16 protein-coding genes, 1 tRNA gene, 2 rRNA genes and 1 pseudogene are annotated in these 23,009 nt (G+C 65.3%); 17 read left to right on the forward strand and 3 right to left on the reverse strand.

Going from position 1 to position 23,009, the window contains the following annotated elements:
* Positions 1-133 precede the first annotated feature (133 nt).
* The 6 genes and pseudogenes from ACG10_RS05795 (at position 134) to ACG10_RS05820 (ending at position 5,286) form a co-directional block, all read left to right on the forward strand.
* Positions 134-3,025: ribosomal RNA gene (locus ACG10_RS05795) — 23S ribosomal RNA — on the forward strand.
* Between the two features lie 159 nt (positions 3,026-3,184).
* Positions 3,185-3,300, forward strand: a 5S ribosomal RNA gene (gene rrf / locus ACG10_RS05800).
* 240 nt (positions 3,301-3,540) lie between these two features.
* Positions 3,541-4,228, forward strand: a pseudogene (locus ACG10_RS24295) (IS3 family transposase); the annotation flags it as partial.
* Positions 4,214-4,654 (forward strand): hypothetical protein, encoded by a 441-nt coding sequence (locus ACG10_RS24865; protein WP_157731379.1) that lies wholly within the window; start codon positions 4,214-4,216, stop codon positions 4,652-4,654. The pseudogene ACG10_RS24295 and the gene ACG10_RS24865, both read left to right, overlap by 15 nt.
* A 163-nt stretch (positions 4,655-4,817) precedes the next feature.
* Complete coding sequence (locus tag ACG10_RS23555) at positions 4,818-5,165, forward strand: hypothetical protein (protein ID WP_157731381.1); 348 nt, start codon at positions 4,818-4,820, stop codon at positions 5,163-5,165.
* 44 nt (positions 5,166-5,209) lie between these two features.
* Positions 5,210-5,286, forward strand: a tRNA-Pro gene (locus tag ACG10_RS05820).
* 134 nt (positions 5,287-5,420) lie between these two features.
* Here ACG10_RS05820 and mobA read toward each other — a convergent pair.
* A complete protein-coding gene (gene mobA / locus ACG10_RS05825) occupies positions 5,421-6,035 on the reverse strand; it encodes a molybdenum cofactor guanylyltransferase MobA (RefSeq protein ID WP_198319022.1) in 615 nt (204 codons plus the stop codon).
* Between the two features lie 67 nt (positions 6,036-6,102).
* On the opposite strand from mobA, the gene moaB reads away from it, so the two are divergent.
* The 3 genes from moaB to yegS all read left to right on the forward strand — a co-directional run bounded on the left by moaB (position 6,103) and on the right by yegS (position 8,877).
* Complete coding sequence (gene moaB, locus ACG10_RS05830) at positions 6,103-6,642, forward strand: molybdenum cofactor biosynthesis protein B (RefSeq protein ID WP_089167488.1); 540 nt, start codon at positions 6,103-6,105, stop codon at positions 6,640-6,642.
* Between the two features lie 4 nt (positions 6,643-6,646).
* A complete protein-coding gene (locus tag ACG10_RS05835) occupies positions 6,647-7,852 on the forward strand; it encodes a molybdopterin molybdotransferase MoeA (RefSeq protein ID WP_089167489.1) in 1,206 nt (401 codons plus the stop codon).
* A gap of 71 nt (positions 7,853-7,923) precedes the next feature.
* Positions 7,924-8,877: a lipid kinase YegS gene (yegS, locus tag ACG10_RS05840; protein WP_089167490.1), complete on the forward strand. Its 954-nt coding sequence runs from the start codon at positions 7,924-7,926 to the stop codon at positions 8,875-8,877.
* 3 nt (positions 8,878-8,880) lie between these two features.
* Here yegS and ACG10_RS05845 read toward each other — a convergent pair whose 3' ends face one another.
* Positions 8,881-10,812, reverse strand: coding sequence for a transglycosylase SLT domain-containing protein (locus tag ACG10_RS05845; protein WP_089167491.1), 1,932 nt, complete (start codon positions 10,810-10,812; stop codon positions 8,881-8,883).
* A gap of 178 nt (positions 10,813-10,990) precedes the next feature.
* Between ACG10_RS05845 and ACG10_RS05850 the strand changes: the two genes are divergently transcribed.
* Together ACG10_RS05850 and ACG10_RS05855 are read left to right on the forward strand one after the other, a co-directional pair.
* Positions 10,991-12,907, forward strand: coding sequence for an ATP-binding cassette domain-containing protein (locus tag ACG10_RS05850; RefSeq protein WP_089167492.1), 1,917 nt, complete (start codon positions 10,991-10,993; stop codon positions 12,905-12,907).
* A gap of 77 nt (positions 12,908-12,984) precedes the next feature.
* Positions 12,985-13,665: a DUF6901 family protein gene (locus tag ACG10_RS05855; RefSeq protein WP_089167493.1), complete on the forward strand. Its 681-nt coding sequence runs from the start codon at positions 12,985-12,987 to the stop codon at positions 13,663-13,665.
* 38 nt (positions 13,666-13,703) lie between these two features.
* Here ACG10_RS05855 and ACG10_RS05860 read toward each other — a convergent pair whose 3' ends face one another.
* Positions 13,704-14,144: a universal stress protein gene (locus ACG10_RS05860; protein WP_089167494.1), complete on the reverse strand. Its 441-nt coding sequence runs from the start codon at positions 14,142-14,144 to the stop codon at positions 13,704-13,706.
* A gap of 527 nt (positions 14,145-14,671) precedes the next feature.
* Here ACG10_RS05860 and mhpT point away from each other — a divergent pair.
* From mhpT to ACG10_RS05890, 6 genes are all read left to right on the forward strand, one after another.
* Entirely contained in the window at positions 14,672-15,886 is a 1,215-nt protein-coding gene (mhpT, locus tag ACG10_RS05865; protein WP_089167495.1) for a 3-(3-hydroxy-phenyl)propionate transporter MhpT, read from the forward strand.
* 123 nt (positions 15,887-16,009) lie between these two features.
* Positions 16,010-17,284, forward strand: coding sequence for an OprD family porin (locus ACG10_RS05870; protein ID WP_089167496.1), 1,275 nt, complete (start codon positions 16,010-16,012; stop codon positions 17,282-17,284).
* Between the two features lie 97 nt (positions 17,285-17,381).
* Complete coding sequence (locus ACG10_RS05875; RefSeq protein WP_089167497.1) at positions 17,382-18,212, forward strand: p-hydroxycinnamoyl CoA hydratase/lyase; 831 nt, start codon at positions 17,382-17,384, stop codon at positions 18,210-18,212.
* Between the two features lie 83 nt (positions 18,213-18,295).
* The gene (locus ACG10_RS05880; RefSeq protein WP_089167498.1) at positions 18,296-19,744 is read left to right on the forward strand and encodes an aldehyde dehydrogenase; all 1,449 of its coding nucleotides are present in this window, start codon (positions 18,296-18,298) and stop codon (positions 19,742-19,744) included.
* Between the two features lie 141 nt (positions 19,745-19,885).
* Entirely contained in the window at positions 19,886-21,754 is a 1,869-nt protein-coding gene (locus ACG10_RS05885; protein ID WP_089167499.1) for a feruloyl-CoA synthase, read from the forward strand.
* Complete coding sequence (locus ACG10_RS05890) at positions 21,751-23,001, forward strand: thiolase family protein (RefSeq protein WP_089167500.1); 1,251 nt, start codon at positions 21,751-21,753, stop codon at positions 22,999-23,001. Before ACG10_RS05885 ends, ACG10_RS05890 begins: the two co-directional genes overlap by 4 nt.
* Positions 23,002-23,009: the final 8 nt, after the last annotated feature.

Below are 23,009 nucleotides of genomic sequence, written 5' to 3' on the forward strand. Positions count from 1 at the left end.
AGACTGATCGATTGTTTCACTGCAATCGATGAGGTCAAGGTAAATTTGCGAGTTCAAGCGCGAATTTTCGGCGAATGTCGTCTTCACCCCATCCAGGCAAGGCCGCGAGGCCGCAGATTGCTTGGGGTTATATGGTCAAGTGAAGAAGCGCATACGGTGGATGCCTTGGCAGTCAGAGGCGATGAAAGACGTGGTAGCCTGCGATAAGCTTCGGGGAGTCGGCAAACAGACTGTGATCCGGAGATCTCTGAATGGGGAAACCCACCCAGCACAAGCTGGGTATCTTGTACTGAATCCATAGGTGCAAGAGGCGAACCAGGGGAACTGAAACATCTAAGTACCCTGAGGAAAAGAAATCAACCGAGATTCCCTTAGTAGTGGCGAGCGAACGGGGACTAGCCCTTAAGCTTGCCTGATTCTAGTAGAAGGCTCTGGAAAGTGCCGCCGTAGTGGGTGATAGCCCCGTATACGAAAGGATCTGGCAAGTGAAATCGAGTAGGACGGCGCACGTGAAACGTTGTCTGAACATGGGGGGACCATCCTCCAAGGCTAAATACTCCTGACTGACCGATAGTGAACCAGTACCGTGAGGGAAAGGCGAAAAGAACCCCGGAGAGGGGAGTGAAATAGAACCTGAAACCGTATGCGTACAAGCAGTGGGAGCCCACTTTGTTGGGTGACTGCGTACCTTTTGTATAATGGGTCAGCGACTTATATTCAGTGGCAAGCTTAACCGAATAGGGGAGGCGTAGCGAAAGCGAGTCTTAATAGGGCGTTTAGTCGCTGGGTATAGACCCGAAACCGGGCGATCTATCCATGAGCAGGTTGAAGGTTAGGTAACACTGACTGGAGGACCGAACCGACTCCCGTTGAAAAGGTAGCGGATGACTTGTGGATCGGAGTGAAAGGCTAATCAAGCTCGGAGATAGCTGGTTCTCCTCGAAAGCTATTTAGGTAGCGCCTCGTGTATCACTGCTGGGGGTAGAGCACTGTTTCGGCTAGGGGGTCATCCCGACTTACCAAACCGATGCAAACTCCGAATACCGGCAAGTGTCAGCACGGGAGACACACGGCGGGTGCTAACGTCCGTCGTGAAAAGGGAAACAACCCAGACCGTCAGCTAAGGTCCCAAAGTCCTGGTTAAGTGGGAAACGATGTGGGAAGGCTTAGACAGCTAGGAGGTTGGCTTAGAAGCAGCCACCCTTTAAAGAAAGCGTAATAGCTCACTAGTCGAGTCGGCCTGCGCGGAAGATGTAACGGGGCTCAAACCAGGCACCGAAGCTACGGGTTCATCTTCGGATGAGCGGTAGAGGAGCGTTCTGTAAGCCTGTGAAGGTGAGTCGAGAGGCTTGCTGGAGGTATCAGAAGTGCGAATGCTGACATGAGTAACGACAATGGGTGTGAAAAACACCCACGCCGAAAGACCAAGGGTTCCTGCGCAACGTTAATCGACGCAGGGTGAGTCGGTCCCTAAGGCGAGGCTGAAGAGCGTAGTCGATGGGAAACGGGTTAATATTCCCGTACTTCTGGTTACTGCGATGGGGGGACGGAGAAGGCTAGGCCAGCTTGGCGTTGGTTGTCCAAGTTTAAGGTGGTAGGCCGAACACTTAGGCAAATCCGGGTGTTCAAGGCCGAGAGCTGATGACGAGCCTTCTTTTACGAAGGCGAAGTGGTTGATGCCCTGCTTCCAGGAAAAGCCTCTAAGCTTCAGGTAATCAGGAACCGTACCCCAAACCGACACAGGTGGTTGGGTAGAGAATACCAAGGCGCTTGAGAGAACTCGGGTGAAGGAACTAGGCAAAATGGCACCGTAACTTCGGGAGAAGGTGCGCCGGTGAGGGTGAAGGATTTACTCCATAAGCCCATGCCGGTCGAAGATACCAGGCCGCTGCGACTGTTTATTAAAAACACAGCACTCTGCAAACACGAAAGTGGACGTATAGGGTGTGACGCCTGCCCGGTGCCGGAAGGTTAATTGATGGGGTTAGCGCAAGCGAAGCTCTTGATCGAAGCCCCGGTAAACGGCGGCCGTAACTATAACGGTCCTAAGGTAGCGAAATTCCTTGTCGGGTAAGTTCCGACCTGCACGAATGGCGTAACGATGGCGGCGCTGTCTCCACCCGAGACTCAGTGAAATTGAAATCGCTGTGAAGATGCAGTGTATCCGCGGCTAGACGGAAAGACCCCGTGAACCTTTACTGTAGCTTTGCACTGGACTTTGAGCCTGCTTGTGTAGGATAGGTGGGAGGCTTTGAAGTGGGGACGCCAGTTCCCATGGAGCCATCCTTGAAATACCACCCTGGCATGCTTGAGGTTCTAACTCTGGTCCGTCATCCGGATCGAGGACAGTGTATGGTGGGCAGTTTGACTGGGGCGGTCTCCTCCCAAAGAGTAACGGAGGAGTACGAAGGTGCGCTCAGACCGGTCGGAAATCGGTCGCAGAGTATAAAGGCAAAAGCGCGCTTGACTGCGAGACAGACACGTCGAGCAGGTACGAAAGTAGGTCTTAGTGATCCGGTGGTTCTGTATGGAAGGGCCATCGCTCAACGGATAAAAGGTACTCCGGGGATAACAGGCTGATACCGCCCAAGAGTTCATATCGACGGCGGTGTTTGGCACCTCGATGTCGGCTCATCACATCCTGGGGCTGAAGCCGGTCCCAAGGGTATGGCTGTTCGCCATTTAAAGTGGTACGCGAGCTGGGTTTAGAACGTCGTGAGACAGTTCGGTCCCTATCTGCCGTGGACGTTTGAGATTTGAGAGGGGCTGACCTTAGTACGAGAGGACCGGGTTGGACGAACCTCTGGTGTTCCGGTTGTCACGCCAGTGGCACTGCCGGGTAGCTATGTTCGGAAAAGATAACCGCTGAAAGCATCTAAGCGGGAAACTTGCCTCAAGATGAGATCTCACTGGAGCCTCGAGCTCCCTGAAGGGCCGTCGAAGACTACGACGTTGATAGGTGGGGTGTGTAAGCGTTGTGAGGCGTTGAGCTAACCCATACTAATTGCCCGTGAGGCTTGACCATATAACACCCAAACAATCTGGCCGACCGGAAGGATCGGCACAGCGGGTGAGGTCGAAGCCGACTAAACCGAAAATCCGGCTGAACCGCAAAGCCACCGAGACACAGACATCACATGCCCGATTCGGGATGGCGCCGCAACGCGACATCCCAACCGAATTGCTTGACGACCATAGAGCGTTGGAACCACCTGATCCCATCCCGAACTCAGCAGTGAAACGACGCATCGCCGATGGTAGTGTGGGGTTTCTCCATGCGAGAGTAGGTCATCGTCAAGCGCCTATTGCAAACCCCCGAGCCAGCCATGGCTCGGGGGTTTTCTATTTGGCCCGCCTTCGGGCATCGCCTGACGTTTTTCATAGTGGCGCCGTCGGAGTGCAGTTCCACGGCAGCAGCCCTTCGTCGTCTTCGACGCTTTTCGCTGCCGGCAGGCGCTTGAGGACGTAACTGGACGAGCCCCCTAAAATACAGGATACCGATTCCCCTTTACTATAAGGGATAGGCAAACGACTGTGTTTATGACTACCAGCAAAGACAAATCCATCGAAATTCCCGGCCAGGAGCGGCGCCGCCGCTGGAGCGTCGAGGAGAAACTGGCCATGGTGTGCGAGTGCATGGAGCCGGGACAAAGCGTCTCGCTCGTAGCCCGGCGCAGCGGTATTCCTCTGGCGCAAGTTTTATCAGGACGGCCGCCTGTCGGCGGTCAGTGAAAGTCTCGGTGTAGCGCGCTCGCAGTTGACCGCTCGCATCAAACAATCGTCTGACGCAGCGAAGCCCCGTCGTGGCAGAGCGCTCAACGATGCCGCCCTGGTCGCCAGGATCCAGAAAGCCATCAGCGAACTACCCAGCTATGGCTGTCGCCGGGTATGGGGATTCGTGCGTCGACAGAGCGAGCAGCGGGCGCAACCTGTGGTCAACGCGAAACGCGTCTATCGGTCATGCGCGATCACGTCCTGCTGCTGGAGCGCCGGCACAAGCAGTCCGGCGTGGCGCGACGTCACGAAGGTCGGGTGGCCATGGCAATGAGCAATACCCGCTGGTGCTCGGATGGCTTCGAATTTCGCTGTAAGGATGGCGCCAGGCTGTGCGTGACCTTTGCTCTGGACTGCTGCGACCGCGAGGCCCTCAGTTGGGTGGCCAGTCCGAACGGCTATAGCGGTGATGATGTCCGCGACGTCATGCCTGGAGGCCGTGGAGAAGCGTTTCGAGCAGCAATCGCCCACGTCGCCTATCGCCCTCGACGGCAAGGCCCTGCGCGGCTTGTGCCCGAACGGCAGCGCCGTGCATCTGATGAGCGCCTTCGCGACGCAGGCCCGACGGATGCTGGTCCAGCAGGGAGTGCCCGACAAGGCCAACGAAATCACCAGCCCTGCTGGAGTTGATGAAGCAGGTGGACCCGCGTGGCGCGGTAGTCAGCATCGACGCCATCGGCTGCCAGAAGGGAAGGCCTTGGCCGCACAGATCGTCGCGGCCAAGGCACGACTACGTGTTGACCCTGAAGGACAACCATTCGACGCTGTACGAGGAGGTCGCGCTCTGGTTGGACGAGCAAGTCTGCGAGAGGGCGCTCTGCTGGCCCTGGAAACGATCGACAAGGACCATGGCGCCTTGAGGTGCGTTGTTACAGCCTAAGCCGCGATCCTGGGGACTGACTGGAGCCTGGAAGGGCTGACGGCTCAGGGGCGAGTGGAGTCGATTCGCCATCTGGGCGGCCAGAAACGCGTGAGTGCTGCTATTTCCTGAGTTCGATCGGCGATCTGGATCTGGAGTGGTTTGTCGACATGGTGCGCGACCAGTGAGCGATCGAGAACAGCCCGTACTCGGCCAGCAACCTGGGCGTGATACGCCGGGCAGCGTACAGCAGAGCAACAGTAGCCAGCTGGGCATCGGCAGGCAGGCGCATCCGGGCCTGCGCCACTGCGCAGTACCGAACTCAGCTGTTGTTTGGCCCGGAGGGCTCATCGCGATTACCCCTGGTACTGGCATCCGAGAAAGTCCAATGGGTCTGCCTTTCCCCGCGGCCCGGTGCGCAGTAGAGATAGATATTGCTGCCGATCAGTATTGTCAGATGCTGGTCGCCACCTTTTCAGTGCCCGAAATTTATTCAGGCAGCAATTCAAAATGCATAAAAATTTTTATCTAACCCCTTGTGCATAAAAAGTTTTTCTGTAGAATGCGCGCCATCTTCGGAGCGTAGCGCAGCTTGGTAGCGCGTCTCGTTCGGGACGAGAAGGTCGCTGGTTCGAATCCAGTCGCTCCGACCATACCCGAGAACCCCAGCCTTCGGCCGGGGTGTCTACAAGAAGCCCGCCTAGTGCGGGCTTTTTCGTCTCTGGCCTGACCCTGTACAGGTTTGCATGTCTAAATTCTTTTGAGTCGGATGCCGGGCTGTGTCAGATCATTTGTGGTGATCTACGTTGTTCTCCGCTTCGGCCAGCAATTGCGGTGTGTTCAGGTTGGCTAGCCGCGGATCTCCCGGTGGGCATTGCAGGACTGTGGCTGAGTGGCTCAGAAAGACTCGGCGCGGACTGCGCTCGCCGCCCTGCCAGGCCCGTTCAAGGGCTGGTTTCAGGCTCTTGGGTACCAGGCAGAACAGGGGCTCCCATTGTTGCCCTTGGCGTAACAGCAGAGGCTGTCCGGGATGGGGGCTGGCGTTTTGACGCATACTGTTCAGCAGTGCAGCGTCGAGCAGGGGAGCATCGCAGGGCAGTACCAGCAGCCATGCGTGGTGGGCAACTGCCAGTCCGGCGCGAATGCCGGCCAGGGGGCCAGGGAAGTCCGGACTGTCGTCATGCACCACACGGTCGGCATAGGCTGCATAACGTTCGGTATTGCGGTTGCAGGAGATGATCAGGTCATCGGTGAGTGGTCGGGTCAAGGCATGCAGGTGGGCGATCAACGGCTTGCCTCCCCATTCCAGCAGCCCCTTGTCGCGCCCTCCCATGCGTTGCCCGCGACCGCCAGCCAGCAGCAGTACAGAACAGGGGGGCAAGGGCGTACCGGGGAGGCTCATCGGATGGCTCCAGTGATGGCTTGTGGTATAACTCCGGCCCGACTTCTCCACAACCCTGGAAGGCAGCATGAGTCACAAGGTTGAAGCGGCCTTCGTGCCGTTGAACATCGCGGTCTTGACCGTCAGCGACACCCGCACTCTGGGTACCGACACCTCCGGCCAACTGCTTGTCGAACGCCTGAGCGCGGCCGGGCACAAGCTGGCGGCGCGCCTGCTGCTCAAGGATGACTTGTACCATATTCGTGCCGTGGTCGCCGCCTGGATCGCCGACAAGGACGTACAGGTCGTATTGATCACCGGTGGAACCGGCTTTACTGGCCGCGACAGCACGCCCGAAGCCGTAGCCTGTCTTTTGGACAAGCAGGTCGATGGTTTCGGTGAGCTGTTCCGGCATATTTCCATGAAAGAGATCGGCACTTCCACTGTACAGTCCCGCGCGCTGGCCGGTCTGGCCAATGGCACCCTGGTCTGTTGCCTGCCGGGGTCGACCGGGGCTTGCGCCACTGCCTGGGATGGCATCCTCGCCGAGCAACTGGATGCCCGTCATCGCCCCTGCAGTTTCGTGCCCCATCTGAAGCCGGTGGCGTCCTGCGAGACTCGCGGGTAAGGCAATGAAAAAAAACGCATTGATGTCCGTCGAGGCGGCTCTCGAATGCCTGTTGCAACTGGCCGAGAAAGAACCGGTCGGTGATTCCGAACAGGTGGCACTGGATGATGCCGAAGGGCGCGTGCTGGCCGAGCCCCTGATCGCTCCCCTGGATCTGCCGCCCTGGCCGAACAGCGCCATGGACGGTTATGCCCTGCGTCTGGCCGGCTGGACGGGCGAGCCGCTGACAGTCAGTCAGACGGTCTTCGCCGGGCAGGCCCCGGAGCCCCTGCAGTTGGGTACCTGCGCGCGCATCTTTACCGGAGCGCCGGTGCCGGAGGGGGCGGATTGCGTTGAGCTGCAGGAAAATGTCGAGTTGCTCGAGGACGGGCGAGTACGCTTCACTCAGGCTTTGCGCCCGCGACAGAACATCCGCGAGCAGGGCCAGGAAACTCGTCGCGGTGAGACCGTGCTGGCCGCTGGCACCCGCCTGGGGCCTGCGCAACTGGGCCTGGCCGCTTCCCTGGGGGCTGCCGGGCTGTTGGTGCGGCGACGCCTTCGGGTGGCAGTGCTTTCCACTGGGGATGAGCTGGTCGGGCCTGGACAGCCACTGGGGCCGGGGCAGATCTACAACAGCAACCGCACCCTGCTGCTCAGCTGGCTGAAGCGGCTGGGTTGCAGCGTACTGGATGCCGGCATCCTGCCCGATGATCCGCAGCTGACCCGCGTCCGACTTGGCGAGCTGGGAGCCGTCGATCTGATCCTTTCGACCGGTGGGGTATCGGTCGGTGAGGCGGACTGCCTCGGTCAGGTTCTGCGCGAGGAAGGCGAGCTGGCCCTGTGGAAACTGGCGATCAAGCCGGGCAAGCCACTGACCGTCGGCCGTTACTGTGGCATTCCCGTGGTCGGCCTGCCGGGCAATCCGGCATCCTCGCTGGTCACCTTCGCCCTGCTGGCCCGGCCTTATCTGTTGCGCCGTCTCGGGGTGCAGGCCGTGATGCCGCTGACTTTCCCGGTGCCGGCCGGCTTCGTCTGGAGCAAGCCCGGCAAACGCCGCGAGTATCTACGTGCGCGCTTGGAGGATGGGCGCGCGGTGCTCTATCCGAACCAGAGCCCTGGCGTACTGCTCAGCGCTGCCTGGGCCAACGGCCTGGTCGAGATACTCGAGGACACCACCCTGGCCGAAGGCGACCCGGTGCGCTTCATCCCGCTGAGCGAAGTGCTGGGCTGAGGGGAGTGCTGGAGGGCGTTGGCCATCCTCCTGTCGTCCATACTTGGCTGGAAAGTTTTCCGAGGTGAACGATGGGCGAGCACAAGGCATGGCTGGTGCTGCATGGTCGACAGGCCGCGAACGAGGAACTGCGTGCCGCTATCCTTGCCCAGCGCAAGGCTGGCTGGGACATTGCCGTGCGCCTGACCTGGGAGGCCGGCGATGCCCGCCGCTTGGTCGAGGAGGGGCTGGCGGCGGGTTATCCGACGCTCATCGCCGGTGGTGGCGACGGCACCTTGCGCGAAGTGGCGGAAGCCATGGTCCTGGCTGGCGGCGACGCCAGTCTGGCGATCCTGCCGCTGGGCACGGCCAACGACTTCGCGCGTGCGGCAGGCGTGCCCTTGCCGCCGGCAGAGGCCTTGGCCCTGCTGGATGTCGCACCCAGCCCGGTGGATCTTGGCGAGGTGGATGGCCAGCTGTTTCTCAACATGGCCACCGGCGGCTTCGGCTCGAAGGTCACTGCCAATACTCCCGAGGAGTTGAAGAAGGCGCTCGGCGGGGCAGCCTATCTTCTTACCGGACTGACCCGTTTCAATGAGCTGCATGCTTCCTTCGGACGTTTTCGCGGACCGGATTTCTGCTGGGAAGGCGAGTTTCTCGCGCTGGGCATCGGCAACGGACGTCAGGCCGGGGGCGGCAATCTGCTCTGTCCCGGAGCGCTGGTGGACGACGGTCTGCTCGACCTCTGCATCGTGCCGGCGCCGGAGAATGCGGAAAGCCCGCTCAGCACCTTGGGGACGCTGATTTCCCTGCGCATTCTCGGTGCGGAGACCATCTCCATCGGGGCGCGCCTACCGTGGATCGAGGTCGAGGCGCCAGGGGGACTGGACCTGAACCTGGACGGCGAGCCGGCAAACAGCCAGACCTTGCGCTTCACCACCCGCGCAGCGGCCCTGCGGATGCATCTGCCACCCGACTCGCCGCTGCTGAGCAGCAATTCCGGGCCGGCACTTGCCGCGGCCGATGCAACGCAGCCCGTGGCTTGACGTTTACTGATCGTCGAAATAGCGCTCGTGCCACTCCACCAGGGGTTGCGGAGCATTGAGCTTGTGCCCGTAGATCACCGAGTAGGACAGCACGTTCTGCACGTACTGGCGGGTTTCGTCGAAGGGGATGCTTTCCACCCAGACGTCGAAGGCCAGGTGGTCGGCGCCGCGCAGCCACTGGCGTACGCGCCCGGGACCGGCGTTGTAGGCGGCGGAGGCGAGCACCCGGTTGCCGCCGAACTGGGCATGCACCTGGCTGAGGTAGGCGGCGCCGAGCTGGATGTTGGTGTCAGGATCGTAGACCTGGCGCGGCGAGCTCAGCGGGATGCCGAACTTGCGCGCGGTTTCCTGGGCGGTGGCCGGCATCAGCTGCATCAGGCCGCCGGCGCCGGCGCCGGAGCGGGCATCGTTCATGAAGGCGCTTTCCTGGCGGGTGATGGCGAACACCCAGCTCGAGTGCAGGCCGCGATTCCTGGCGGCGCGGGTCAGGCTGCCCTGGTGGGCCATCGGGAAGCGGATGTCCAGATCATCCCAGTACTGGGCCTGGCTGATGGTGCGGATGGCCGGGAAATACCAGCCCATGTCATAGGCCAGCCTGGCCTGGGCGACCATTTCCTCGCGACTGAACAGGCGGCTGACGTGATACCACTCGCGGCGCGCGTCGACGACCTGTCCGCGGGCGTGGAATTCCAGGGCCCGGCGGATGCCGGCGGTGTTGCGCACCTTCTGCATCACTCGGGGATCGAGTGCCATCGGCTTGTGGTTCAGCTGGTAGGGAGCCTGGATGCGGTCGGCGGCGAGAAATCCGTAGAAATCCCGTTCGCGGGCGACCGGCTGGTAGAGCCCGGTCGCCTGCTGGCTCTGCGGCTGGGCCAGTTGCAGGCTGCGCGCCTGCCAGTAGCGCCAGCGGTTGCTGCTGGCGAGCTCCTGCGGCATTCGGCTGGTCAGGCGGTGGGCTTCGTCCCAGCGGCCGAGGCGCAGCAGCAGGCGGGTACGCCATTCGGCCACGGTCTTGTCGCGCAGTTCCGGATCGTATTCGGCCATCACCGCGAGGGCCCGGCTGTCGAAGCGCTTGGCCAGGGTCAGGCCGATCTCCCGGGCGATTGCCACCTTCTCCTCGCTGGAGAACCGCATGCGCCGGGCGTAGTCGTCGAGCAGGGCCAGGGCCTTGTCCGGCTCCTGGCGGGCCAGGCGGCGCAGGCCGAGCCCGACCACGTCGGCCATGCGCTCGCTGGCCGGGGCGAAGCGCGAACTCTGGCTCAGCAGCATCTGTGGCTTCTGCGCCACCTCCACCATCAGCAGGCCTTCGCGCTCGAGGCTGGGGGTGCTCTTCGCCAGATGGGTGGCCAGGCCATAGTTGCGTGCGTCGGCGGCCAGGCGCAGGCGCTGCCAGCGCTTCTGCTCGCTCAGCTGGCCGTCGGCGGCCCAGAGTCCGAACAGTGTGTCGCAGGCCTCGGGCTGCGACTTGCCGACCAGCCAGAGCTTCTCGGCGCTGACATGGCCTTCGGCCTTGCGTCCGTGGGTGAGCTGATACTGGCCGTACAGGCAGTCGAGTTCGGTGAAGTTCAGCGCCGGATCGTAGTAGTCGACGAAGGTCCGCCAGTCGCCGCGCTCGGCCAGCCAGCGCAGCCAGCGCAGCTTCATCCAGCCGATCTGCGGCAGGTCGCCATGTTCGGCGAGGAACTCCTCGATTTCCCTGTTGCTGGCGCTCTTCAGGCGGGCGGTCAGCTCGTCGTAGGCCAGGTGGGGCTCCAGCGGATAGTCGCGCAGGGCCTGGCGGTTGCGCAGGTAGGGGCCGGCATCGCCCTTGGCCAGCGCCCGCTTGGCCTGGTCGTAGAGGATGCGCTGCTCGCCGAGCGAAGCCGCCTCGGCGGGCGGAATGGCCAGGGGGATCAGGGACAGGCAGAAAAACAGGCTGAGGAATCGACTGCGCATGACTCTTCTCGGGGGAAGGAGTGGCGACGGAACTTCGAGGTAATGGAACTCCTGTCTAGTTTAGCTGTAGCTCCACCTGTATTGACAGCGTACTGAAAAGCCCGACGAGGAGGCGTGCGCGCATGGCCGGCGCCCGGGCCTGATAGAATGTGCGCCGATTTTCTTCGAGATTTTGCCCATGACGCTGCTCAAGTTCACCGATGTTTCCCTCGCCTATGGCGCCATGCCGTTGCTCGACAAGGTGTCCTGGCAGATTGCCCGCGGCGAGCGCGTCTGCATCATCGGCCGCAACGGCACCGGCAAGTCCAGCATGCTGCGCCTGGTCAAGGGCGAGCAGAACGCCGACGACGGCGAGATCTGGCGCGCGCCGGGGCTGAAGATCGGCGAACTGCCGCAGGAGCTGCCGCGCGCCGACGAGCGCACCGTGTTCGATGTGGTCGCCGAGGGCCTGACCGGGGTCGGCGAGCTGCTCGCCCAGTATCACCACCTGAGCCAGAACATTCACAGCGACGCCGATCTGGACAAGCTCATGCACGTCCAGCAGGAACTGGAGGCGAAGGATGGCTGGCGCCTGCAGCAGCTGGTCGACAGCACCCTGAGCCGCCTGCAGCTGCCGGCCGACAAGACCCTCGCCGAGCTGTCCGGCGGCTGGCGCCGGCGTGTGCTGCTGGCCCAGGCGCTGGTTTCCGAACCCGACCTGCTGCTGCTCGACGAGCCGACCAACCACCTCGACATCGGCGCCATCGCCTGGCTGGAAGAGGCCCTGAGCGGCTTCAACGGTGCCGTGCTGTTCATCACCCACGACCGTGCCTTCCTGCAGAACCTGGCCACCCGCATCCTCGAGCTGGACCGCGGCCACCTGATCGACTGGAACGGCGACTACGCCAGCTTCCTGGTGCACAAGGAGCAGCAGCTGGCGGCGGAGGAGACCGCCAACGCGCTGTTCGACAAGCGTCTGGCCCAGGAGGAGGTGTGGATTCGCCAGGGCATCAAGGCCCGCCGCACCCGCAACGAGGGCCGCGTGCGCGCGCTCAAGGCGATGCGCGCCGAGCGCTCCGAGCGCCGCGAGCGCCAGGGCAAGGCCAGTTTCCAGGTGGAGACGGCGGAGAAGTCCGGCAAGCAGGTGATCGTCGCCGAGCACGTTGGCTTCGCCCACCCCGGTGGCGAGTCGTTGATTCGCGACTTCTCCATGGTCCTGCAGCGTGGCGACCGCATCGGTCTGCTCGGCGCCAACGGTACCGGCAAGACCACCCTGCTCAAGCTGCTGCTCGGCGAACTGCAGCCCACCAGCGGCCGCATCGACGTCGGCACCAAGCTGGAGGTGGCCTATTTCGACCAGCTGCGCCACCAGCTGGAACCGGAAAGGACGGTGATCGACAACATCGCCGAAGGCCGCGAGTTCATCACCATCAACGGTCAGAACCGCCATGTACTGAGCTATCTCGGCGATTTCCTGTTCAGTCCGCAGCGCGCCCGCACCCCGGTCAAGGCACTGTCCGGCGGTGAGCGCGCGCGCCTGCTGCTGGCCAAGCTGTTCAGCAAGCCGGCCAACCTGCTAGTGCTCGACGAGCCGACCAACGACCTGGACGTGGAAACCCTGGAACTGCTGGAAGAGATCCTGCTGGACTTCCCCGGCACCGTGTTGATGGTCAGCCACGACCGGGCCTTCCTCGATAACGTGGTGACCAGCACCCTGGTGTTCGAGGGCGAAGGCCGGGTCCGCGAATACGTTGGCGGTTACCAGGACTGGCTGCGCCAGGGCGGCTCGCCGCGCCTCTTGGGCGTCGGCGAACGCCCGGGCCGGGACGAGGCGCCGAAAAGGGAGGCGCCGGCTGCCGCCGCGGCGGAAACTGCCAGCCCGTCGACCGTTCCCAGGAAAAAGCTGAGCTATAAACTGCAGCGCGAGCTGGAGGCGATTCCCGGCCAGATCGACGCCGTGGAGACGGAACTGGCCGAGCTGCAGGAGCGCATCGCCGATCCGGCCTTCTATCAGCAGCCGGCAGAACAGAGCAGCGCGGCCCTGGCCCGCCTGGAAGGCCTGCAACAGGAGCTCGACCGTCTGCTCGAGCGCTGGGCGGAGCTGGAAGAGAGCTGACCGGCTCGCCGCAGCGGGCGCACGGCGAGGTAGCCGGGCGCCACGGCTTTTTCTCAGCGACCGGCCGGAAGACACCTATGGCAATCGACTACCGCATCACCCTGGATGACTGGCACGCCTTCAGCTATCGCATCGAGCTGGAGCGAGGCTACGACCGCACGCACGCCGAGGCCGCGCCCGGCTGGACGCGCCTGGGCTACCAGCAGTGCAGCAACTGCCCGCTGAGTCCGGAACAGTACAGCCACTGTCCGGCGGCGCTGGACCTGCAGGGGGTGATCGAGGACTTCCAGGGGCTGCCGGCATTCCAGAAGGCGCAGGTCTGGGTGCGCACGCCGGAGCGGGAATACCGCAAGCAGGTCAGTCTGGAGGAGGGCGTGCGCTCGCTGCTCGGGGTGATCATGGCCACCAGCGCCTGTCCCCGCCTGGCCCGCCTGCGGCCGATGGCGCAGCAGCATCTGCCGTTCGCCAGCCAGCAGGAGTTCGCCCTGCGCGCAGTATCCCTCTATCTGGCACGGCAGTACTTCAACGCCCGGGAAAGGCGCCATGCCGACTGGGAGCTGAAGGGCCTGGTGCGTCTGTTCCAGCAATTGCAGCTGGTCAACCAGGCCTTCTGGCAGCGCATCCATGGCACCTGTGGCGGCGACTCGAACCTCAAGGCCTTCCTGACCTTTTTCTCCATGGCGTCCAGCATGAGCTATTCGCTGGAAACCCAGCTCGCGAAGATCCGTCCGCTGGTGATGAGCGACGGCGAGGACTGAGCCTGTCCCTTCACCCGCAGGGAGGAGGGACGCCGGGGTCATTCGGGCTTCTTCAGACGCACCGCCAGCACGTCGCAGGGCGCACCGTGCAACAGGTCGTTGGCGGTCGAGCCGAGCAGCAGGGCGAGGCCGTGGCGGCCATGGCTGCCGACCACGATCAGATCGCAGCCCTTCTCCAGTGCCAGCTGGTGGATCTCCTGGCGCGGCTGACCGAAGAGGATATGCCGCCGCTCGGGCAGCAGCTCGGGATACTGGCTGGCGAAGGCTTCGACCCGCTCGCGGGCCTGGTCGGTCTGCTGCTGCTGCAGCGTCGACAGGTCCATCGGCACGTCTCCGCCGAAGGCCATGGCCATCGGCTCGACGATGTGCACCAGCGACAGCTGGGCCTGGAAGCAGTTGGCCAGGGCAATGGCCTGGCGGATGACCGGATGGCATTCGTCGGTGAGATCGACGGCGGTCATGATGTGTTGGTAAGGCATGGTCGTGTCCTGTGCGGTGAACCTGCAACAAGTATGACCTGCCCGCGTGAACAGAAAAGCCTCCGGCAGGGCCTGATGCGCGATTCCTTGAGCCACGGCAAGGCTGCGCGGGGCGGCGGGCGGTGCTGCTGTTTTTATTGTTATGTTTTTTAACTATTAGCCTTCTGCTTCCTATAATTTCATGGTCGTTGACGGTGAAAAAAACCTTTGCTGAAATGCCAGCGCTTCATTATTAAGTTGATTAACTAATGAGGCTTCCGGATAACAATCGATAAGAAAGGAAACGAACATGATGAAGCTGGCTCCGCTCGCCTGGCGCCTCTCGTGCGCCGCACCCTTCTCCCCCTGCCTCGCCGGCATTGCCCGACCCCGGACAACGTCTCCCTCTTTCCCGACAGCCAGGCCATAACCCGGCGGATACGCCTCGCGATAGCGGCGGTCGATGCAGTAACCCCACGATGCGCCTGGCGCCGGCATGGGCCGGGGCGCGCGGCCGCCTGTCCGAATCCTGCAAAAGGTGGTTTTCGATGAATAGGGTAGGGAAAGAGTCTCGTCGTACTTACACGACCATCGGCCTGTGTTTTGTCGTTGCGCTCCTCGAAGGCATGGACCTGCAATCCGCCGGCATCGCCGCGCCGGGCATGGCCGCCCAGTTCGGCCTGAGTTCGACGATGATGGGCGCGGTGTTCAGCGCCAGCATCCTCGGCCTGCTGCCCGGCGCCCTGGGCGGCGGCTGGCTGGCCGACCGGATCGGTCGCAAGCGGGTACTGATCGGTGCGGTGGTGCTGTTCGGCCTGTTCTCCATCGCCACCGCGCTGGTCTGGGACCTGAACAGCCTGCTGGCAGCGCGCTTTCTGACCGGCGTCGGCCTGGGCGCCGCGCTGCCCAACCTGATCGCCCTGTCCTCGGAGGCGGCGGATGCGCGCTCCCGCGGCACTGCGGTCAGCCTGATGTACTGCGGCGTGCCGCTGGGCGGGGCGCTGGCGGCGCTGGTCGGCATGGCCGGCTTCGCCAGTGGCTGGAAGGCGGTGTTCTACGTCGGCGGGGTGGCGCCGCTCCTGGTCGCGCCGCTGCTGGTCCTGTGCCTGCCCGAGTCGGCGGCCTTCCGCGCGCAGCAGAACGCCCGGGGCGGGCCACGCGCCTCCCTCTGGCAGGGGCTGTTCCAGGAGGGCGCGGCCATGCCGACCCTGCTGCTGTGGATCAGCTACTTCTTCACCCTGATGGTCGTCTACATGCTGCTCAACTGGCTGCCGTCGCTGCTGGTCGGCCAGGGCTTCACGCGTCCCCAGGCCGGCATGGTGCAGATTCTCTTCAACCTCGGCGGGGCCACCGGCTCGCTGCTGCTCGGGCTGCTGCTGGATCGCTGGCGTCCGCTGGCGCTGGTGGCGCTGACCTACGCCGGCATCCTCGCTGCCCTCGCCGGACTGGGCCTGTCCACGGCGTTCGTCAGCATGCTGCTGGCCGGTTTCGCCGCCGGCTTCTTCGCCATCGGCGGGCAGTTGGTGCTCTACGCGCTGGCGCCGCTGTTCTATCCCACCGCGGTACGGGCCACCGGCGTCGGCGCCGCCGTGGCGGTCGGCCGCCTGGGCTCGATGAGCGGGCCGCTGGTGGCCGGGCAGATGCTGGCGATGGGCACCGGCGCGACCGGCCTGCTGCTGGCTTCCGCGCCCGGCGTCGTGGTGGCTGCGGCGGCGGTGTTCTACCTGCTCGGCCAGCGCCGCGCCGAGGGCGTGACCGCCTGAGCGGGACGGCGGGCCGCTCAGGCCCGCCAATCCCACTGCTTTTCAATGCCGCCGCTCCGGCCGAAGCGGCAAGGCCCGGTCGTGCAGCGGCAATAGATAACAAAAACAATAAAGGTAACCGACATGCTCGACACACGACGGGGCGCGGCCGGCGCAGCCCTGCTGCTGCTTGCCCAGGGAACGGCACAGGCAGGCGGCTTCATCGAGGACAGCCAGGGCAGCCTGACCCTGCGCAACTTCTACTTCGACCGCGACTACAAGGGCGAGTCCAACATCTCCGCGCGCCGCGAGTGGGCGCAGGGTTTCATCCTCAACATCAAGTCCGGCTTCACCGAGGGCCCGGTCGGCTTCGGCCTCGACCTGCAGGGCATGCTCGGCGTCCAGCTCGACTCCTCGCGCGACCGGGTCGGCACCGGCCTGCTGCCGGTCCAGCGCGGCAGCGGCGAAGCCGCAGAGGAGTATTCCGAGCTGGGCATCACCGGCAAGGTCCGCTACTCGAAGACCGAACTGCACGTCGGCACCGTGATGCCGCGCCTGCCGATCCTGATCAGCAGCCCGGCCCGGCTGCTCTGGCAGACCTTCAAGGGCGGCCACCTGCGCTCCCAGGACATCCAGGGCCTGAGCCTGCAGGGCGGCTACCTGAGCCGCATGAACCAGCGCGACTCCACCGACTACCAGAAGATCACCATCGCCGCGCCCAACGGCCGCTTCGACGGCACCGCCGAGTCCGACGAGTTCATCTTCCTCGGCGGCGACTACGCGCTGACCAAGGCGCTGACCCTGAGCTACTACCACGCCCGGCTCGACGAGATCTACCAGCAGAACTACCTGGGCGCGATCCACCAGTTCAGGCTCGGTCCGGGCGAGTTCAAGACCGATTTGCGCTGGTTTCTCAGCGACGAGGAGGGCGACGGCAAGGCCGGTTCGGTGGACAACCAATACGTCGGGGTGGCCTTCGGCTACAAGCTGGGCGGGCACCGCCTGACGGTGGGCGGCGCGCTGTCCAGCGGCGACTCGGCGATGCCCTACATCGCCGGTTCGGAGCCGCACCTGATCTCCGAGTATGCGCTCAGCTCGGAATTCCTCAACGCCGACGAGCACTACTGGAACGTCCGCTACGACTACGACTTCGCCGCGCTCGGCATCCCCGGGCTGACCGGCATGCTGCGCTTCATGCGGGGCACCAACGTCGAGCTGCCGGAGCGCCTCGGCGGCAGCGGGCAGAGCGAGAGCGAGCGGGATCTGGAGCTGTCCTACGTGGTCCAGTCCGGGCCTTTGAAGAACGTGGCGCTGCGCGTGCGCAACGCGCGCTACCAGAACAGCTTCGCGGCCAACGCGACGATGCGCGACGACAACGAGACGCGGGTCAACGTCGATTACACCTGGAAGCTCTGGTAGGTCCGGGGCCGAAAGCGCGAAAATAATTAATTGACATAACTAATTTTCAGGCGCTAGTTTAGACCACACACCAACAACAACTCGAAGGTGATCCGACATGAACAAGTACGAAGGCCGCTGGAAAACCGTGACCGTGGAGATCGAGGGCGGCATCGCCTGGGTCACCCTGAATCGTCCGGAAAAGCGCAACGCCATGAGCCCGACGCTCAACCGCGAGATGCGCGACGTGCTGGAAACCGTGGAGCAGGACGCCGAGGCCAGGGTGCTGGTGCTGACCGGCGCCGGTTCGGCCTGGACCGCCGGCATGGACCTCAAGGAGTACTTCCGCGAAGTCGACGCCGGTCCCGAGATCCTCCAGGAGAAGATCCGCCGCGAGGCTTCCGAGTGGCAGTGGAAGCTGCTGCGCATGTACAGCAAGCCGACCATCGCCATGGTCAACGGCTGGTGCTTCGGCGGCGGCTTCAGCCCGCTGGTGGCCTGCGACCTGGCGGTCTGCGCCGACGAAGCGACCTTTGGTCTCTCGGAGATCAACTGGGGCATCCCGCCCGGCAACCTGGTCAGCAAGGCCATGGCCGACACCGTCGGCCACCGCCAGTCGCTCTACTACATCATGACCGGCAAGACCTTCGACGGCCGCAAGGCGGCGGAAATGGGCCTGGTCAACCAGAGCGTGCCGCTGGCCCAGCTGCGCGAGACGGTGGTCACCCTCTGCCAGGACCTGCTGGACAAGAACCCGGTGGTGCTGCGCGCGGCGAAGAACGGCTTCAAGCGTTGCCGCGAGCTGACCTGGGAGCAGAACGAGGACTACCTGTACGCCAAGCTCGACCAGTCGCGCCTGCTCGACGAGGAGGGCGGCCGCGAGGAAGGCATGAAGCAGTTCCTCGACGAGAAGAGCATCAAGCCGGGCCTGCAGGCCTACAAGCGCTGACCGCGACAGGACGGGAAGGGCGCCTGCCGCCCGCCCGCCCGTTCGGGTCCTGTGAAGAACAATGACAAGACAAGGATTCCTCCATGCTTGACGTGCCCTTGCTGATCGACGGGCTGGCCAGGCCGGCCGGCGACGGACGCACCTTCGTGCGGCGCAACCCGCTGAATGGCGAGATCGTCTCGACCGCCGCCGCGGCTACCGCGGAAGACGCCGATGCCGCGGTCGCCGCGGCGCAGCGGGCCTTTCCGGGCTGGGCCGCGCTGGCGCCGAACGAGCGCCGGGCGCGCCTGGCGAAGGCCGCGGACCTGCTGGAAAGCCGCGCCGCCGAGTTCGTCGGCCTCGCCGCGGAAACTGGCGCGATGGCCAACTGGTACGGCTTCAACGTGAAGCTGGCCGCCGGCGTCCTGCGCGAAGCCGCGGCGATGACCACGCAGATCACCGGCGAGGTCATCCCTTCCGACATCCCCGGCAGCTTCGCCATGGCGCTGCGCCAGCCCTGCGGCGTGGTGCTCGGCATCGCGCCGTGGAACGCGCCGATCATCCTCGCCGCGCGTGCCGTGGCGATGCCGCTGGCCTGCGGCAACACCGTGGTGCTCAAGTCCTCCGAACAGAGTCCCGCCGTGCATCGCCTGCTCGGTCAGGTGTTGCAGGACGCCGGACTCGGTGACGGGGTGGTCAACGTGCTCGGCAACGCGCCGGAGGATGCCCCGGCCATCGTCGAGCGGCTGATCGCCAACCCGGCGGTGCGCCGGGTCAACTTCACCGGCTCGACCCACGTCGGGCGGATCGTCGGCGAACTGGCGGCGCGCCACCTCAAGCCGGCGGTGCTCGAGCTGGGCGGCAAGGCGCCGTTCCTGGTGCTGGACGACGCCGACCTGGACGCCGCGGTCGAGGCGGCGGCCTTCGGCGCCTTCTTCAACCAGGGGCAGATCTGCATGTCCACCGAGCGGCTGATCGTCGACGAGCGGGTGGCCGATGCTTTCGTCGAGAAGCTGGCGAACAAGGCCGCCTCGCTGCGGGTCGGCGATCCGGACGACCCGGCGTCGGTGCTCGGCTCGCTGATCGACGCCGGCGCCGCGCGGCGCATCCAGGCCCTGGTCAACGACGCCCTGGCCAAGGGCGCGACACTGCTGTGCGGCGGCCACAGCGACGGCAGCCTGATGCAGGCCACCCTGCTCGACGGCGTTACCGAGGACATGCGCCTGTACCGCGAGGAGTCCTTCGGCCCCGTGGCGGTGGTGCTGCGCGCCGCAGGCGACGAGGCGCTGCTGCGCCTGGCCAACGATTCCGAGTTCGGCCTGTCCGCGGCGATCTTCAGTCGCGACGTTTCCCGCGCCCTGGCGCTGGCGCAGCGCATCGACTCGGGGATCTGCCACATCAACGGGCCGACCGTGCAGGACGAGCCGCAGATGCCCTTCGGTGGCGTGAAGTCGAGCGGCTACGGCAGCTTCGGCGCGCGCGCCTCGATCGAGCAGTTCACCCAGCTGCGCTGGGTCACCCTGCAGAACGGGCCGCGCCACTACCCGATCTGAGCATCATCCCCGGCCGGCGTGCGCCGGGGCGAGCGATCTTCCGCAACAACAAGAACAACACAGGGCCGGCCGATGGCCGGTCCGCATAGGCAGGCGCCTCCGCGCCCCGCGCGTGCGGGGGCGTCCTGCGGGAGGAATGCAATGAACAGCAAGGCTTGCGAGTCCCCTTTCCCCGCGGCGCAGCCGCGCCTGCGTCCGGTGGCGATCGGCCAGCCGGGCGTCGCCTTCGAGGAGGCGAACGGCTGCCTCTACCTGCGTCCCCTGGAGCCCCTGGCGCCGCTGCCGACGCGGCTGCTCGACCGCCTGCGGCACTGGGCGCGGCTGACCCCGGAGCAGACCCTGGTCGCCCGCCGCGGTGACGACGGCCAATGGCAGCGCCTCAGCTACGCGCAGATGCTGGACAGCGCGCGGACCATCGGCCAGCATCTGCTGGAGTACGGCTTGAGCGCCGAGCGGCCGCTGCTGATCCTCTCCGGCAACGGCCTGGATCATCTGAAGCTGGCCACCGCCTGCCTCTACGTGGGCATTCCCTACTGCCCGGTGTCGCCGGCCTATTCCACCCTGTCCCAGGATCTCGCCAAGCTGCGCCACATCGTCGAACGCCTGCAGCCCGGCCTGGTCTTTGCCGCGGACAGCGCGACCTACGCCCGCGCCATCGACACCGTGATCCCGGCACAGGTGCCGCTGCTGTTCAGCGAGGGGGCGCTGCCCGGACGGCCCAGCCGCACCTTCGCCGCGCTGGAGCGGCCGACCGATAGCGCCGGGGCGGAGGCCGCCTTCGCGCGGGTCGGGCCGGACAGTATCGCCAAGTTCCTCTTCACCTCGGGCTCGACCAAGCTGCCCAAGGCGGTGCCGACCACCCAGCGCATGCTCTGCGCCAACCAGCAGATGCTGCTGCAGACCTTCCCGGTGTTCGCCGAGGAGCCGCCGGTGCTGGTCGACTGGCTGCCGTGGAACCACACCTTCGGCGGCAGCCACAACGTCGGCATCGCCCTCTACAACGGCGGCACCCTCTACATCGACGACGGCAAGCCGACCCCGCAGGGCTTCGCCGAGACCCTGCGCAACCTGCGCGAGATCTCGCCGACCGCCTACCTGACCGTGCCCAAGGGCTGGGAGGAGCTGGCCGGCGCCCTGGAACAGGACGCCGGGCTGCGCGAGCGCTTCTTCGCCCGGGTCCGGCTGTTCTTCTTCGCCGGCGCCGGCCTGTCGCATTCGGTGCGCGAGCGGCTGGACCGGGTGGCCGAGGCGCATTGCGGCGAGCGCATCCGCACGGTGGCCGGGCTCGGCATGACCGAGACGGCGCCGTCCTGCACCTTCAGCACCGGGCCGGTGGACCTGCCCGGCTACGTCGGCGTGCCGGCGCCGGGCTGCGAGCTCAAGCTGGTACCGGTGGACGGCAAGCTGGAGGCGCGCTTTCGCGGCCCGCACGTGATGGCCGGCTACTGGCGCGAGCCGGAGCTCAGCGCCGAGGCCTTCGACGCGGAGGGCTACTACCGCTCCGGCGACGCCCTCAAGCTGGTCGACCCGGAACGTCCCGAGCTGGGCCTGCTGTTCGACGGGCGCATCGCCGAGGACTTCAAGCTGTCCTCCGGGGTCTTCGTCAGCGTCGGCCCGCTGCGCGCCCGGATCATCCTGGCCGGCGCGCCCTATATCCAGGACGTGGTGGTGACCGGGCCGAACCGCCCTGAACTGGGCCTGCTGATCTTCCCGCGGCTGCCCGAGTGCCGGGCTCTGGCCGGCCTGCCCGAATCGGCATCGGTCGCCGAAGTGCTGGCGACGCCGGCGGTGCGTGGCTGGCTGCGGAATCTGCTGGACGAGCTGAACCGCACGGCGACCGGCAACGCCAGCCGGCTGGCCTGGGCCTGCCTGCTCGCCGAGCCGCCGTGCATCGACCGCGGCGAGGTGACCGACAAAGGCTCGATCAACCAGCGCGCGGTGCTGCAGTTCCGCGCGGCGCAGATCGACGCCCTGTACGCCGGCGAGGATGCCGGGCGGGTGCTGGCATGAGTCGCGCGGCCGGGCTGTACTCGGCCTTCGACGAAGTCTGCCTGGTGGATGCCCTGCGCACCCCCTGGGTCGACCTCGGTGGTGCGCTGGCGCAGGTCTCGCCCATCGACCTGGGCATCGCGGTGGCCCGCGGGCTGTTCGCGCGCAGCGGCATCGACGCGGCGGCGGTGGATTCGGTGATCGCCGGCTCGATGGCCCAGGCCAGCTTCGACGCCTATTTCCTGCCGCGCCACATCGGCCTCTACAGCGGCGTGGCGCAGGCGGTGCCGGCGCTGGCGGTGCAGCGCATCTGCGGCACCGGCTTCGAGATCCTCCGCCAGGCCGGCGAGCAGATCGAACATGGCCGCGCGGGGCTGGTGCTCTGCGCAGCCAGCGAGTCGATGTCGCGCAACCCGATCGCCGCCTACACGCATCGCGGCGGTTTCCGCTTCGGCGCCCCGGTGGAATTCAAGGACTTTCTCTGGGAAGCGCTGTTCGATCCGGCAGCCGGCGTCGACATGCTGCAGACCGCGGAAAGCCTCGCGCACATTTACGGACTCGACCGGGAGACGGTCGACCGCTTCGCTGCGCAGAGCTTCGTGCGGGCCCTGGCCGCGCAGGAGTCCGGCTGGTTCGCCGGCGAGATCCTGGCGCTCGAGCGCGCGCGCTTCGCCCTGGTGGGCGGCTGCGAGCGCAGCCTGGAACTGCCGCGCGGCATCGACACGGTCGAGCGCGACAGCCATGTGCGCGCCTCCTCGTTCGAGGCCCTGCAGCGTCTGCGGGCGGTGCATGCCGGCGGCGTGCAGACCGCCGGCAACAGCTGCGCGGTGGTGGACGGTGCCGCCGCCGCGCTGGTCGGCGCCTGCCGCGACTTCCCCGGCGCCCGCCCGCTGGCCTGGCTGCGTGCGGCCAGCGCCTGCGGGGTGGCCCCGGAGTTCATGGGCATCGGTCCGGTGCCGGCCATCCGCCTGTTGCTCGAGCGCAGCGCTCTGACCCTGGCGGACATCGGCCGCTTCGAGATCAACGAGGCGCAGGGCGCGCAGATCCTCGCCGTGCAGCGCGAGCTGGAGATCGATGCGGCGCGGCTGAACGTCCACGGCGGGGCCATCGCCCTCGGCCATCCGCTGGCCGCCACCGGCCTGCGCCTGAGCCTGACCCTGGCGCGCCAGCTGCGCGCCGCCAACCTGCGCTACGGCGTGGCCGCGGCCTGCATCGGCGGCGGCCAGGGCATGGCCGTGCTGATCGAGAACCCCGACTACCGGGGCTGAGAATTCAC

Source organism: Azotobacter chroococcum, from assembly GCF_002220155.1.
In the GTDB taxonomy this organism is placed as follows: Bacteria; Pseudomonadota; Gammaproteobacteria; order Pseudomonadales; family Pseudomonadaceae; genus Azotobacter; species Azotobacter chroococcum.